The organism is Chryseobacterium sp. G0162 (genome assembly GCF_003815715.1).
GTDB lineage: Bacteria > Bacteroidota > Bacteroidia > Flavobacteriales > Weeksellaceae > Chryseobacterium.
On the sequence record NZ_CP033922.1, the window covers coordinates 3,117,123 to 3,132,411 of the forward strand.

The window sequence follows — 15,289 nt, forward strand, 5'->3', positions numbered from 1 at the left end:
AGATTAAGTAATAAAGAAACAGAAGAGTCTGAATTTTATTCAGACTCTTTTTTTGATGTAGAATATATCATCTTATAATGAATATTAACACTTAAAATTATTTTAATTATTGCTTTTTTTGTAATGTTGCCGTTGTTAATAAATTATTATGAAAAACACACAATTAGTAAAAACAATTATTTTGTTCTTTATGGTATCTGGCTACTGTACAGTCAGGGCTCAGTATAATCCTAATCAGGACTTAGATGGTGATGGGATTATTAACTCTGTTGATTTGGATGACGATAATGATGGTATTCCTGATCTTCTTGAAAGTCCCCCGTCTAATACTGTTGTTAACGGCTCTTTTACCAGTGTTTCTGCTCCGTGGGTGCTGGCATCAAGCTGGGTATATAACAGTGCTGGGGGAAATGTGAGTATTACTGATAATAATGTTTCTAATATAGATTTGAAGCAGACTATCAATAATCTTAACCGGACAGATGGAATTGTTGCGCTGACCATGACATTAGGGGCACAGGACGGTAGTAATGCAGCAGGTTCCACAGGAACTCTGCAGATTCTTCTGAATAACACTCTGTATGCAACAATAAATAACGGTACCACAAGAAATACCACTACTAATAATGTTACAATAACATTGGCAAATGGTGCAACATCTAATTTTGTGGCTTTTACAACAGCTAATAATACCGGGTATACCACGCGTACTTTTACGATTAATATTCCGTACAATTCTCCGGGAACAGCTGATCTGATTTTCAGGGCTACGTTGGCTTTAGATGACTGGCAGCTTGATGATGTATCTATTCCTGCTTATATCTTAGATACAGACGGTGATGGAATTCCTAATTATCAAGACCTGGACTCAGACAATGATGGCTGTTTTGATTCTATTGAGGGAGACGAAAACGTAAAACTTTCTCAAATTAATTCATCGGGAGTTATACTAGGGGCAGTAGATGCTCAGGGAGTACCACAGCTTGTCAATGCAGGCGGGGCAGCTGATATAGGTGGTGATCAGGGACAAGGAATAGGTTCTTCTCAAGATGCAGCGGTGAATGCTTGTCTTTGTTATAAACCATCAGTAACATCCGGGACTGCTCTGAATACAAATCAGGGAATTACCGCTTTGAATAGAGCTGGTACAAATGGTGGTAACTGGCCAATGGTGAGAAAAGGAGGATGGATAGCACTTGAAGCTAAAACGAAAGGTTTTGTACCGAACAGACTTACTACAGCGCAAATTTCAGCAATTCCTGCTGCCAATCTTGTGGAGGGGATGATGGTATACAATGTTACTTCAGATTGTCTTCAAATAAATATTGATGGTACCCCCGCAGGATGGAAATGTTTTAATACACAAACATGTGTAGATGTTAACTAATAAATTTAAAATAATGAAAAATATAATATTAATTGGGTTCCTTTTATTTTCTTTATCCACAAGTGCGCAGGTAGCTATTGGTAAAACCTCTGTAGCTTCTCCATCTGTATCTCTTGATTTTGGAGCAGGTAACAGAGGGGTTATTTTACCTTGGGTTACAAATGTAGCCTCTGTCACGGGAGCTGTTAACGGAACAATGACATATGATCTCGCGGATAAAAAAGTAAAGGTGAAATATGCATCAGGATGGAAAGATCTTTCCGTAAATACATCAGGAACTACTGTTGATCCCCTTACAAGCATTGACGGGGCTGTTATTCAGAATTCTGCAACCGAAAGTTCTACTGCCAAAGTTGCTATTGGAACATTGACATCGACTGCAGGAGTATTGGTTTTAGAAGACACTAATAAGGCTATGGTTCTCCCTAAAGTTGCCAATCCCCAGCTTACCATTGTCAATCCTGCACCAGGTATGATGGTTTACGATACGGTAACTAAGCTCTTGGCAGTCTTCAATGGAAATGTCTGGACTTTCTGGAAACAATAACACATCCTAAAAAGATTATATAAATATTTAACCACTTCAAAATGAAGTGGTTTTTATTTGTTATTATGAATGATTTTTTGTATCTTTGCCCCTCTTTTGGCGCGAAAAATTGTTTGTAAGTTTATAAAATACTGAAAATCAACTCTTTCATTGTGTAGAACATGAAAGGGATTTCGTATTTATAAATATTGCGGTAATACCGTCTCAAAAGTAAGAAAAATATTTTGCATTACGCTGTGAAAAGATATACCAGTGTTGCAGTTAGGATCAGATCAAAGACCTAAAGAGCATAGAATGAAGAATAAAGGCCGATAATTGCGCCAAAATTTTCTTTACTTTTTCTTTTTTTTATTGCCTTTTACCCTTTTTCTGTCCTGATATTTTTAAATGAATCAAAATATTTTTTAACCCTTTCTTAAAAGTTTTATGAGTAAAACAAAATCAACAACTCAAGGAAATCCGAGAATTAATTTCTCATCAGCGAAAGGAAAAATTGTAACTCCAGACTTCTTGGATATCCAAATCGAGTCTTTCAGAGAATTTTTCCAGCTTGATACACTTCCTGAAGCCAGAAAGACAGAAGCTCTTTACAAGACTTTCCAAGAGAATTTCCCAATTACGGATTCAAGAAACCAATTCGTATTAGAATTCCTAGACTATCTGGTAGATTCTCCACGTTATTCAATCGATGAGTGTGTGGAAAGAGGACTTACTTATTCAGTTCCTCTAAAAGCAAGACTTAAACTGTACTGTACTGACCCGGAACACGAAGATTTCCAAACAGTGGTTCAGGATGTATATTTAGGTCCGGTTCCTTACATGACTCCTTCTGGTTCATTCATTATCAATGGAGCAGAGCGTGTAATCGTAACTCAGTTACACAGATCTCCGGGTGTATTCTTCGGACAAACTTACCACGCTAACGGAACCAAACTTTACTATTCAAGAATTATCCCTTTTAAAGGATCTTGGATGGAATTCACAACGGATATCAACAGCGTAATGTACGCGTATATCGACCGTAAGAAAAAGTTACCATTAACAACTTTATTAAGAGCTATCGGTTACGAATCTGATAAGGATATCCTTCAGATCTTCGACCTTGCTGAAGAGGTGAAAGTTTCTAAAGCTGCCCTTAAAAAAGTAGAAGGGAGAACATTGGCTGCGAGAGTATTGAACACATGGTTCGAAGATTTCGTAGACGAAGATACAGGTGAAGTAGTTTCTATCGAAAGAAACGAAATCATCTTAGATAGAGAGACTATCCTTGAAAAAGAACACTTAGATCTTATCTTGGATGCTGGGGTGAAATCTATCCTGATTCACAAAGAAAACAGCAATGAATTCTCTATCATCCAGAATACATTACAAAAAGACCCTACGAACTCTGAGAAAGAAGCAGTAGAGTACATCTATCGTCAGTTAAGAAACGCAGATCCACCAGATGAGGAAACTGCAAGAGGAATCATTGAAAAATTATTCTTCTCTGAGCAGAGATATTCATTAGGTGAAGTAGGACGTTACAGACTAAACAAAAAATTAGGTCTTAATATCCCAACTACAACTGAGGTTCTTACAAAAGAAGATATCATTGCAATCGTAAGACACTTGATCGAGCTTGTGAACTCTAAAGCTGAGGTTGATGATATCGACCACTTATCAAACAGAAGAATTAAAACTGTTGGTGAGCAATTAGCAGGACAGTTCGGAGTAGGTCTTTCAAGAATTGCAAGAACAATCAAGGAGAGAATGAACGTTAGAGATAACGAAATCTTTACTCCACTTGACCTTGTTAATGCTAAGACTTTAACCTCTGTAATTAACTCATTCTTCGGTACCAACCAGCTATCTCAGTTCATGGACCAAACCAACCCTCTATCAGAGATCACTCACAAGAGAAGATTATCTGCACTAGGGCCTGGTGGTTTATCAAGAGAAAGAGCAGGTTTCGAGGTTCGTGACGTTCACCATACTCACTACGGAAGAATTTGTCCGATTGAAACTCCGGAAGGACCAAACATCGGGTTGATTTCATCTTTAGGGATTTATGCAAAAATCAACAACCTTGGTTTCATAGAAACTCCATATAGAAAAGTAGAAGATGGTAAGATTAATCTTAACGCAGATCCTATTTACCTAAATGCAGAAGACGAAGAAGACAAAGTAATTGCTCAGGCAAACGTTGAATTGAGTGATAATGGTGATTTCTTAACAGACAGAATTATTGCAAGATTAGATGGTGACTACCCGGTAGTTGAACCAGCTCAGGTTAACCTTATCGACGTTGCACCAAACCAGATTTCTGGTATTTCCGCTTCTCTAATTCCATTCTTGGAGCATGATGATGCGAACCGTGCATTGATGGGATCTAACATGATGCGTCAGGCCGTTCCTCTATTGAAGCCACAGGCTCCAGTTGTAGGTACAGGGCTTGAGCAACAAGTTGCAAGAGACTCTAGAATCTTAATTAACGCTGAAGGTACAGGTACTGTAGAGTACGTAGATGCTGACAGAATCGTTATTAAATATGAAAGAAGCGAAGACGAAGATTTAGTACAATTCGAGTCTGCTACTAAAACATATAAACTTACTAAGTTTAGAAAAACTAACCAGAGTACAACGATTACCCTAAGACCAAACGTAAGAGTAGGTGATGTAGTGGAAAAAGGACAAGTACTTTGCGACGGTTATGCTACTGAAAAAGGAGAATTAGCTCTTGGTAGAAACTTAGTGGTAGCGTTCATGCCTTGGAAAGGGTATAACTTCGAGGATGCGATCGTAATCAACGAGAAAGTTGTACGTGAAGACTGGTTTACTTCAATCCACGTAGATGAATATTCACTGGAAGTTCGTGATACTAAATTAGGTATGGAAGAACTTACGGCTGATATTCCAAACGTATCTGAAGAAGCTACTAAAGACCTTGATGAGAACGGTATGATCAGAATCGGTGCTGAAGTGAAGCCTGGAGATATCATGATTGGTAAAATTACTCCAAAAGGTGAATCTGACCCGACTCCTGAAGAAAAACTTCTTAGAGCAATCTTCGGTGATAAAGCTGGTGATGTAAAAGATGCATCATTAAAAGCTGACTCTTCATTAAGAGGAGTTGTTATCAACAAGAAATTGTTCTCTAGAAACATTAAAGACAAAAAGAAAAGAACTGAAGAAAAACTTAAACTTGAAGAGATTGAAAACACTTACAAGGCTAAGTTTGACGAGTTGAGAAACACTTTAATTGAAAAATTAAATACACTGGTAAGCGGTAAAACTTCTCAAGGGGTACAAAATGACCTTGATGAAGAGATTATCGGTAAAGGGGTGAAGTTTACTCACAAGTTATTAACTTCAGTTGAAGATTATGTAAATGTTAGCGGTTCAGACTGGACAGTAGACGCTGACAAGAATGAATTGATCAAACAATTGATTCACAATTACAAAATCAAATATAACGACATCCAAGGGGTTAAAAACCGTGAGAAATTTGCAATTTCAATCGGAGATGAGCTTCCAGCAGGGATCATGAAGTTAGCTAAAGTTTACATCGCTAAGAAACGTAAACTGAATGTAGGGGATAAGATGGCAGGACGTCACGGTAACAAAGGTATCGTATCAAGAATCGTTCGTGAAGAAGATATGCCATTCCTGGAAGACGGAACACCAGTAGATATTGTATTGAATCCACTAGGGGTACCTTCTCGTATGAACATCGGACAGATTTATGAAACAGTTCTTGGATGGGCTGGTCAGAAGTTAGGTATGAAGTTCGCTACGCCAATCTTTGATGGAGCTAGTCTTGATCAGATTACTGAGTATACTGAGAAAGCAGGCCTTCCTAAATTCGGTCACACTCACCTTTATGATGGTGGTACCGGAGAAAGATTTACACAGGCAGCTACCGTGGGTGTTATCTACATGCTGAAACTAGGACACATGGTTGATGATAAGATGCACGCACGTTCTATTGGTCCTTACTCATTGATTACTCAGCAGCCGTTAGGAGGTAAAGCTCAGTTCGGTGGTCAGAGATTCGGAGAGATGGAGGTTTGGGCACTTGAAGCATTCGGTGCATCTAACATCTTGAGAGAGATCTTGACAGTGAAGTCGGATGACGTGATTGGTAGAGCAAAAACTTATGAAGCAATTGCAAAAGGTGAATCTATGCCTGAACCAGGTATTCCAGAATCATTCAACGTATTACTTCACGAGTTACAAGGTCTTGGATTAGACGTAAGATTGGAGGAGTAAGATATCAGATGTCAGACACAAGATGTCAGACTATGACACTCTAAGAATTTTATAATCCTTGAATTTGGAATGATGATTTCCTCTGAAATCTGAAATCTGAAATCTAAAATCTAAAAAAAATTATGTCAAATAAAAATAAATCAAGTAGATTTAATAAAATAACCATCGGTTTAGCTTCACCGGAGTCTATTTTACAAGACTCAAGAGGGGAGGTTTTAAAGCCGGAAACTATTAACTACAGAACTCATAAGCCTGAAAGAGACGGGCTATTCTGTGAGAAAATCTTTGGTCCTGTAAAGGATTACGAATGTGCTTGTGGTAAATACAAGAGAATTCGTTACAAAGGGATCGTTTGTGACCGTTGTGGAGTAGAAGTTACTGAGAAAAAAGTAAGAAGAGAGAGAATCGGGCACATCAACCTTGTAGTTCCAATTGCACACATTTGGTATTTCCGTTCATTACCAAACAAAATCGGATACCTTCTTGGAATTCCTTCTAAGAAATTAGATATGATCATCTACTACGAAAGATATGTAGTGATTCAGCAAGGTATTGCTAAGAAATTAGACGGTTCTGATTTCGAGAACATGGAATTCCTTACAGAAGAAGAGTACCTTGACATCATGGAAACTCTTCCTGTAGAAAACCAATATCTTGACGATTCTGATCCAAACAAATTCATCGCTAAAATGGGTGCTGAAGCTGTTGAGGAATTATTAAAAAGAATTGATCTTGATGCATTGTCTTTCGACTTGAGACATAAAGCTCACAATGAAGGATCTAAGCAAAGAAGAACTGAAGCTCTTAAGAGATTGAACGTTGTAGAAGCATTAAGAGGTGCTAATACAAGAATGATCAACAGACCAGAGTGGATGATTATGCGTGTGCTTCCTGTTATCCCACCAGAACTAAGACCATTGGTTCCATTGGATGGAGGACGTTTCGCAACTTCTGACTTAAATGACCTTTATAGAAGAGTTATCATCAGAAATAACCGTTTGAAGAGATTATTGGAGATCAAAGCTCCTGAAGTAATCTTGAGAAACGAGAAGCGTATGCTTCAGGAATCAGTAGATTCATTATTCGATAACACAAGAAAATCGTCAGCTGTAAAATCTGAATCAAACAGACCATTGAAATCACTTTCTGATTCATTGAAAGGTAAGCAAGGTCGTTTCCGTCAGAACTTACTAGGGAAAAGGGTAGACTACTCTGCGCGTTCGGTAATTGTTGTAGGTCCAAACTTACAGCTTCACGAATGTGGTATTCCTAAAGATATGGCAGCTGAACTTTACAAACCATTCATCATTAGAAAACTAATCGAGAGAGGAATTGTAAAAACAGTAAAATCTGCGAAGAGAATTATCGATAGAAAAGAACCAGTAGTTTATGATATCCTTGAAAACGTGATGAAAGGTCACCCGGTACTATTGAACAGGGCACCTACGCTTCACAGATTGGGTATTCAGGCTTTCCAACCTAAGATGATCGAAGGTAAAGCTATCCAACTACACCCGTTAGTAACTACGGCCTTCAATGCCGATTTCGATGGTGACCAGATGGCGGTACACTTACCGTTAGGACCAGAAGCGATCCTTGAAGCTCAGTTATTGATGTTAGGTTCTCAGAACATCTTGAACCCTGCAAACGGTTCTCCAATTACAGTACCTTCTCAGGACATGGTTCTTGGTCTTTATTTCATGACTAAAGAATTAAGTTCTACAGAAGATATGAAAGTAAAAGGAGAAGGTCTTGCTTTCTATTCTCCTGAAGAAGCGGAAATCGCTTATGCAGAAGGTAGAGTTTCATTAAATGCTAAGGTAAGATGTAGACTACCAGTTAAAGAAGACGGTGTAATCGTAACAAGATTGATCGAAACTTCTGTAGGTAGAATCTTATTCAACCAAATTGTACCTAAGCAAGTAGGATATATCAATGAACTTTTGACTAAGAAATCATTGAGAAACGTTATCGGTAAGATCCTTGCTGATACAGATTTCCCTACTACAGTGAAGTTCTTGGATGCAATGAAAGATCTAGGATATTCAAACGCATTCAAAGGAGGTCTGTCGTTCTCTCTAGGAGATATCGTAGTACCTGTGGAGAAAAAGCAGATGATTGCTACTTCAATTGAAACTGTAGACGAAATTAGAGCTAACTATAACATGGGTCTAATTACCGATACAGAACGTTATAACCAGGTAATCGACGTTTGGACTAATACCAACGCTGGATTAACTGAAATGATCATGAGCAGAATGAAAACTGACCAAGGTGGTTTCAACTCTGTATATATGATGCTTGACTCTGGGGCGAGGGGTTCTAAGGAACAGATCCGTCAGTTATCAGGGATGAGAGGTTTGATGGCGAAACCGCAAAAAGCTGGTTCTACCGGTGCGGAGATCATCGAAAACCCGATCCTTGCTAACTTTAAGGAAGGTCTTTCCATCTTGGAATACTTTATCTCTACCCACGGTGCTCGTAAGGGTCTTGCGGATACCGCACTTAAGACTGCCGATGCGGGTTACTTAACGAGAAGACTAGTAGACGTTGCACAGGACGTTATCGTTACAGAAGACGACTGTGGAACTTTAAGAGGTACAGAAGTTACTGCATTGAAGAAAAATGATGAGATCGTTGAAAGAATCTCTGAAAGAATCTTAGGTAGAGTATCTCTTCATAATATTTATGACCCTGAGTCTGATGAGCTAATTGCTAGTGCAGATCAGGTAATCATTGAAGAATTAGCTAAGAGAATTGAAGAAGCAGGTTTAGAAGCTGTTGAAGTACGTTCTCCACTTACTTGTGAAGCTAAAAAAGGTATCTGTGCGAAATGTTACGGTAGAAACTTAGCAACAGGTAAAGTAATTCACATGGGTGAAGCGGTAGGTGTAATTGCAGCACAGTCAATTGGGGAACCAGGTACTCAGCTTACGTTGAGAACCTTCCACCAAGGGGGTACTGCAGGTAACGTATCAGAAAACCCATCTATTGTTGCAAGAAGAGATGGTATCGTAGAAATGGACGAAGTAAGAACAATTACTTCTGAAGATGAAAACGGTAATACAGCTGAGGTTGTAGTTTCTCGTTCAACAGAATTCAGATTAGTTGCTGATAATGAGTCTAGAACTCCATTAATGGTAGCTAACGTACCTTACGGATCTATATTATCTGTTAAACCAGGTGATAAAGTGAAGAAAGGTGATATGATCTGTAGATGGGATCCGTATAACGCGGTTATCATTGCTGAAACTTCAGGTAAGGTAGAATACGAGGATATCATCCAGGGTATTTCATTCCAACTTGAAATTGACGAACAGACAGGATTCGAAGAGAAAGTAATCTCTGAATCTAGAAATAAGAAAGCCGTACCTACCCTGAAGGTGGTAGACTCTAAAGGTGTTGAGCAAAAAGCTTACAACTTACCGGTAGGAGCCCACTTAATGGTAAACGATGGTGAAAAAATTAAGGCTGGTAAAGTCTTAATCAAAATCCCAAGAAAATCTGCAAAAGCAGGGGATATCACCGGAGGTCTTCCGAGAGTTACCGAATTATTCGAAGCAAGAAACCCTTCAAACCCAGCGGTTGTTACTGAAATCGACGGGGTAGTTTCTTACGGAAAAATTAAGAGAGGTAACCGTGAATTGATCGTTGAAGCTAAAACTGGAGAAAGAAAAATTTACTTAGTTAAATTATCTAACCAGATCTTAGTACAGGAGAATGACTTCGTGAGAGCTGGTTCGCCACTTTCTGACGGTTCAATCACTCCAGACGATATCTTAAGAATTAAAGGTCCAACAGCAGTTCAGGAATACTTAGTAAATGAGATTCAGGAAGTTTACCGTCTACAGGGGGTAAAAATCGACGACAAGCACTTCGAAATCATCGTAAGACAGATGATGACAAAAGTATCTATCGTAGATGGAGGTGATACTCAATTCCTGGAAGGAGCTCTTGAGCACAAGTATGACTTCTTGGAAGAAAACAACAGAGTATTCGGTCTTAAAGTAGTAGTTGATGCTGGTGATTCTAAAGAATTCCAACCAGGTCAGATGATTACTGCAAGAGAATTGAGAGATGAGAACTCTAAGTTGAGACGTGAAGATCAAAGTTTAGTAGAAGTAAGAGAAGCTCTTCCTGCTACGGCAACTCCTGTACTACAAGGTATTACAAGAGCAGCACTTCAAACGAAATCGTTCATGTCTGCAGCATCGTTCCAGGAAACAACTAAAGTACTTAACGAAGCGGCAGTTGCTGGTAAGATAGATGATCTTAACGGTCTTAAAGAAAATGTAATTGTAGGACACAGAATTCCTGCAGGTACAGGTCTTAAAGAGTATCAGAATGTTATTGTAGGTTCTAAGAAAGAATTCGAAGACCTTAACTAAAATTAATGATTTGAAATTTGGGATTTGAAATTATTTTTATATTTTCACAATCTCAAATTTCGAATTTTAAAAACATAATTTATAACAATGGACAACAATCAAAATCCACAAGACGGAAACATCAACATTGAATTAAACGAAATGGTAGCTGCTGGTATCTATGCTAACTTAGCTTTAGTAAACCACTCTCCATCTGAATTTGTAGTAGACTTTATTCAGTTGATGCCAGGTGTTCAGCAAGCTAAAGTAAGATCAAGAGTAATTCTTGCTCCACTTCACGCTAAAAGAGTATTAAGCGCTCTTCAACAGAACATTGCTAACTACGAGCAGCAGTTTGGAGAAATCAAAGAAGTTGAGCCTTTCGTATTAGGAGGAAACAACGTACAAGCTTAAGATTTTTCTTACAATAAAATAAGAATACCCTGGTTTTTGCCAGGGTATTTTTTTTGTTACATATTATTAATAGTGTGAATTATTTCATAGTAAAATATTTATGTTATTAGCTTTTTTCGTGTTGTTTGTTTATTGATAATCGTAAAATTTTATTTTAATGATGGATTAATTGCCCTATTTTTTATATTTGTTATAAAATATTGACAGAAAAGGATATGAGCAATCAATTTATTATTCAAAAATTCGGTTTTTTGGGAAATGACTTTGTGGATGAGCTTCAGAGGCATGCTATTGTAACAGAAATAAAGTCTAAAACCGAAATAGTAAGAGAGGGACAAAAAAATAAATATGTACCCTTTTTAGTAAAAGGGTCTATCAAAGTTTTTACACTCAATGACGGAAGGGAGCTGATCTATTATTATATTAAAGAAAGTGATAGCTGTCTGATGACTTTCTCATCTATTTTTACAGACTACATAAGTAGGGTATACGCTGTAGCGGAAGAGGATTCTGAAGCATTATTAATTCCAGTTTCCATCATGCATAGTTGGCTGCTGAAATTTCCAGAGATTAACAAATTGTTTTATCATGAATATGACAGACGATTTTCCGAAGTCATGAATATGGTCAATGATGCCGTTTTTCACCGTCTGGATAAAAGAGTTCTTAATTATATCAAACAACAAATTTCCATTACGGGAAACAATCCTATAAAAATTACACACAGAGAGATTGCTAATAATCTTGGAACTTCCAGGGAAGTTGTAAGCAGGGTTTTGAAAAAAATTGAAAGTGATGGAGATATTTTACAAACAAGAGAAGGAATAAAAGTCGCTGTAAATGAAAATGTTAGATTGTTCTAATTTATATTGTTATAAATGTTTTTAGTTTTGATTGATAAAAACTATGCCCTTGGTGACTTTTATCACATATATTTGAATTGATAACACGATAGATTTGTTATATCATAATTTAATACAAATTGTAGTATGACAAAAGCTCTCTTATTTTTGTCGATGCTTTCATCAGTCTTTGCTTTTGCACAGGAAGATCTGCTAAAAGATATCGATACTATCAAAACCAATACGGATACCTCACAACCTGCTTTTAAAGCCTTGCAGATTGTGACCGGGCAATCTACTAAACTTGCTGCCAAAAAAGAATGGTATATGGTGGTGGCACACCGGTTCGGGGATGTAAGTGCCGGATTTAAAGATTTTTTCGGGCTGGATAATGCCTCTACTAAATTGGGCGTTATTTATGGGCTTACAGATGGCATCTCCTTAAGCTTGTCCCGTGAAACCAATATGAAAACCTTTGAAGGAGCCATAAAGTATAGATTGGTAAGACAAAATGAGAACTTTCCGGTAGATATTGTAGGCTACCACGTAATGGGCGCCAATACAGCCCTTGATAAAGACACTTATCCATATCTTCGATTTAGTGATAGATTGTCTTACCTTACACAAGCTTTGATTTCCAGAGGGTTTAGTGATAAACTTTCATTACAATTTACACCTTCATATGTACATAAAAATCTTTATGAGCCAACTATTGAAGATAAAAACCAATTTTTAGCAGGTTTGGGTGGACGTTATAAAATTTCAAAAAGAGTTTCTGTAAATGCAGAATATTTTGTGAATTTCGACAATCACAGTTTCTATAAGAATCCACTGTCTTTAGGGCTGGATATAGAAACCGGGGGACATATTTTCCAGCTTTTATTTACAAATTCCCAGATCAATTCAGATATCGGATATCTTACCAATGCATCCGGAAATTGGGGAAAAGGACACATTTTCTTTGGGTTTAACCTTTATAGAGTTTTTTAATATGAAAAAAGTAATATACCTGCTCGCTCTATCATTTGCAGCAATCACTATTGCCTGTGAAAGCAGAACCTATGAAGAAATTTCAGAAAATACCCCCATCATATTGCCAGTGAAATATACAACAGATATAAAGCCGATTATGGATAACAACTGCATTTCTTTGGGTTTAACCTTTATAGAGCTTTTTAATATGAAAAAAGTAATATACCTGCTCGCTCTATCATTTGCAGCAATCACTATTGCCTGTGAAAGCAGAACCTATGAAGAAATTTCAGAAAATACCCCCATCATATTGCCAGTGAAATATACAACAGATATAAAGCCGATTATGGATAACAACTGCATTGGCTGTCATTCTGCAGGAAGTTTTAAACCTTTAGTCACTTATGACCAGGTGAAAAATAATATAGACGGGATTTTAGACCGCATTCAAAGGGCAAATGGTGATCCACTGAAAATGCCTAAAGGAGGTTCACTATCTGCAACTCAAATTAATATGTTCATCAAATGGAAATCTGATGGGTTAACTGAAAACTAAAAAGATTTGATATGAAAAAATTAACACTATTAAGCGTATTTCTATTATTTGCAGGTTATATTTCTGCCCAGAAATACAGTTCCAAAACCGGTAAACTAACATTTGAAGCATCAGTACCCCTTTTTGATGATATCTATGCCCAGGATGACAATAATCTGGTTATTCTTAATGCCGATACCGGGGAAATGGCATCTGTTTCTGTTGTTAAAAACTTTCATTTTAAAACCAAATTAATGGAAGAACATTTCAATGAAAGTTATGCTGAATCTGCCAAATATCCTAAAACAACATTTAAAGGAAAAATTGTAGGCTTTGACAAGTCAAAGTTAACAACCAGCCCACAGAAATATACCGTTCAGGGAACCTTAAATTTCCATGGAGTAGATAAAGCGATAACCTCTGCCGCTTCAATGTATACAAAGGATGGTAAAATTTACATGCAAGGAAGCTTTGTGGCAAAACCAGCAGATTATAAAGTAACCATACCTAAGATGGTTACTAAAAAAATTGCTGAAAATGTAAATGTTGAATATACCTATACACTGATAAAATGAGAAGCCTGATTATAACAATAAGTCTATTTCTGGGATCTTTATTGTTGGCCCAGGAAAAAGCAAAATCAATATTTGATATTGCCAGAAGCGGAACCGTAGCGGAAGTAAAAGACCTAATGAAACAGAATCCTGATATCATCAATCAAACCAATGAAAATGGTTTTTCCCCTCTTATTCTGGCTTGCTACAGAGGAAATGTAGAAGTGGCTGAATTTTTAATACACCATGTAAAGGATGTAAACTATAAAAGCAAAGAAGGAACAGCCCTGGCAGGTCTTTCTGTAAAATACAACAGAAAGCTGGCTGAAGATTTACTGAAGAAAAATGCAGATCCTAATATTGCTGATGATACGGGGTCTACACCATTATTTTGGGCTGTAAAATTCGGAAATAAAGAACTCATTGAACTCTTGCTTCAATATAAAGCCGATAAATCAATAAAAGATTCAATGGGAATGACCCCTTTTGAATATGCTTTACAAACGCATAAAGAAGAAATTATTAACATCTTAAAAAAATGACGCATGAAAAAAACTTTACTTACACTAGGATTGCTCATCGCGAATTTTACATGGGCGCAGTTTTCGTCAGGAACGGTAACCCTTCCGGTTACGGGTATGACGGTAAAATTAGATACAACCCCCACGGGGGTAACTCTTACGTTAACCGGGGATAGTAATTCCATGCTTGGAATCGGGTTTGGAACTGTAGGAATGGCCTCAGGGTCAGATGGATTTATCTATAATGCTTCTGCTAACAGGGATTATACATTTATAGGGAAGACAACACCAAATGCAGATCCTAGTCAGGATTGGACGGAAACCTCTAATACGGTATCCGGAAGTACAAGAACTATTGTGGCAACAAGAAGTCTTTCCGGAGGAGCCGGTGATTTTGCCATTGCGAATGCGGCAGGAACAATCAATATCTTTTATGCACGTAAAACCGGTAATACTTTAGGATATCATGATGTAGGAAGAGACTATGCCACTTTAACAATGGCTTCCAGCACTTTATCAACAAATGAAATTGCTGCTGCTGAAAAAAATAAAGTTTCCCTTTATCCTAATCCGGCAAAGACAACTGTGAATTTCAAAAATGTTGACAAGATAAGCTCTCTTGAGATTTATGATGCAACAGGGAGAAAAATGAAATCTGTAAAACCGGATGGAGAAAATATAAGTGTTGAAGATCTTAAACCGGGAATTTATTATTTTGAAATCAAACTGAAAGAGGGAACCCTGTCCTACGAAAAGTTAATCAAAGAATAAAAAAACACATCCAAATATTTTTAATAATACCTCTGATTTTTCGGAGGTATTGTTTTTTATGATTGGAGCGGGCTTGTTGGCTTTATTCAAGGGTTTCCTGCTTGTTTTTTTATATATTTGTATAGTAAGCG

11 protein-coding genes are annotated in these 15,289 nt (G+C 37.3%); all 11 read left to right on the forward strand.

Annotated features, from left to right (window positions below; all coding sequences use genetic code 11):
• The first annotated feature begins 148 nt into the window (after positions 1-148).
• On the forward strand, positions 149-1,387 hold the full coding sequence (locus tag EG344_RS14180) for a hypothetical protein (RefSeq protein WP_123909966.1): 1,239 nt from the start codon (positions 149-151) through the stop codon (positions 1,385-1,387).
• A gap of 13 nt (positions 1,388-1,400) precedes the next feature.
• Positions 1,401-1,934: a hypothetical protein gene (locus EG344_RS14185; RefSeq protein ID WP_123909967.1), complete on the forward strand. Its 534-nt coding sequence runs from the start codon at positions 1,401-1,403 to the stop codon at positions 1,932-1,934.
• A 426-nt stretch (positions 1,935-2,360) separates the two neighbouring features.
• Entirely contained in the window at positions 2,361-6,182 is a 3,822-nt protein-coding gene (rpoB, locus tag EG344_RS14190) for a DNA-directed RNA polymerase subunit beta (protein ID WP_123909968.1), read from the forward strand.
• Positions 6,183-6,304: 122 nt separating this feature from the next.
• Positions 6,305-10,570, forward strand: a complete 4,266-nt coding sequence (gene rpoC, locus EG344_RS14195; RefSeq protein WP_123909969.1) for a DNA-directed RNA polymerase subunit beta' — start codon at positions 6,305-6,307, stop codon at positions 10,568-10,570.
• Positions 10,571-10,657: 87 nt separating this feature from the next.
• Positions 10,658-10,963, forward strand: coding sequence for a DUF3467 domain-containing protein (locus EG344_RS14200; protein WP_027375539.1), 306 nt, complete (start codon positions 10,658-10,660; stop codon positions 10,961-10,963).
• 215 nt (positions 10,964-11,178) lie between these two features.
• Positions 11,179-11,826 (forward strand): Crp/Fnr family transcriptional regulator, encoded by a 648-nt coding sequence (locus EG344_RS14205; RefSeq protein WP_123909970.1) that lies wholly within the window; start codon positions 11,179-11,181, stop codon positions 11,824-11,826.
• Positions 11,827-11,952: 126 nt separating this feature from the next.
• Entirely contained in the window at positions 11,953-12,795 is an 843-nt protein-coding gene (locus EG344_RS14210) for a DUF5777 family beta-barrel protein (protein WP_123909971.1), read from the forward strand.
• A gap of 1 nt (position 12,796) precedes the next feature.
• Positions 12,797-13,333, forward strand: a complete 537-nt coding sequence (locus tag EG344_RS14215) for a hypothetical protein (protein WP_228412739.1) — start codon at positions 12,797-12,799, stop codon at positions 13,331-13,333.
• Positions 13,334-13,344: 11 nt separating this feature from the next.
• On the forward strand, positions 13,345-13,887 hold the full coding sequence (locus EG344_RS14220; protein ID WP_123909972.1) for a YceI family protein: 543 nt from the start codon (positions 13,345-13,347) through the stop codon (positions 13,885-13,887).
• Complete coding sequence (locus EG344_RS14225) at positions 13,884-14,408, forward strand: ankyrin repeat domain-containing protein (RefSeq protein WP_123909973.1); 525 nt, start codon at positions 13,884-13,886, stop codon at positions 14,406-14,408. Before EG344_RS14220 ends, EG344_RS14225 begins: the two co-directional genes overlap by 4 nt.
• Positions 14,409-14,411: 3 nt before the next feature.
• Positions 14,412-15,158 carry a T9SS type A sorting domain-containing protein gene (locus EG344_RS14230; protein WP_123909974.1) on the forward strand — a complete coding sequence of 249 codons (747 nt, stop codon included), beginning with the start codon at positions 14,412-14,414 and terminating at the stop codon, positions 15,156-15,158.
• Positions 15,159-15,289 lie beyond the last annotated feature (131 nt).

Bases quoted from the DNA above. Each gene is read 5' to 3' on its own strand.
- EG344_RS14180 (WP_123909966.1), top strand. From the start codon at position 149: ATGAAAAACACACAATTAGTAAAAACAATTATTTTGTTCTTTATGGTA.
- EG344_RS14185 (WP_123909967.1), top strand. From the start codon at position 1,401: ATGAAAAATATAATATTAATTGGGTTCCTTTTATTTTCTTTATCCACA.
- rpoB (WP_123909968.1), top strand. From the start codon at position 2,361: ATGAGTAAAACAAAATCAACAACTCAAGGAAATCCGAGAATTAATTTC.
- rpoC (WP_123909969.1), top strand. From the start codon at position 6,305: ATGTCAAATAAAAATAAATCAAGTAGATTTAATAAAATAACCATCGGT.
- EG344_RS14200 (WP_027375539.1), top strand. From the start codon at position 10,658: ATGGACAACAATCAAAATCCACAAGACGGAAACATCAACATTGAATTA.
- EG344_RS14205 (WP_123909970.1), top strand. From the start codon at position 11,179: ATGAGCAATCAATTTATTATTCAAAAATTCGGTTTTTTGGGAAATGAC.
- EG344_RS14210 (WP_123909971.1), top strand. From the start codon at position 11,953: ATGACAAAAGCTCTCTTATTTTTGTCGATGCTTTCATCAGTCTTTGCT.
- EG344_RS14215 (WP_228412739.1), top strand. From the start codon at position 12,797: ATGAAAAAAGTAATATACCTGCTCGCTCTATCATTTGCAGCAATCACT.
- EG344_RS14220 (WP_123909972.1), top strand. From the start codon at position 13,345: ATGAAAAAATTAACACTATTAAGCGTATTTCTATTATTTGCAGGTTAT.
- EG344_RS14225 (WP_123909973.1), top strand. From the start codon at position 13,884: ATGAGAAGCCTGATTATAACAATAAGTCTATTTCTGGGATCTTTATTG.
- EG344_RS14230 (WP_123909974.1), top strand. From the start codon at position 14,412: ATGAAAAAAACTTTACTTACACTAGGATTGCTCATCGCGAATTTTACA.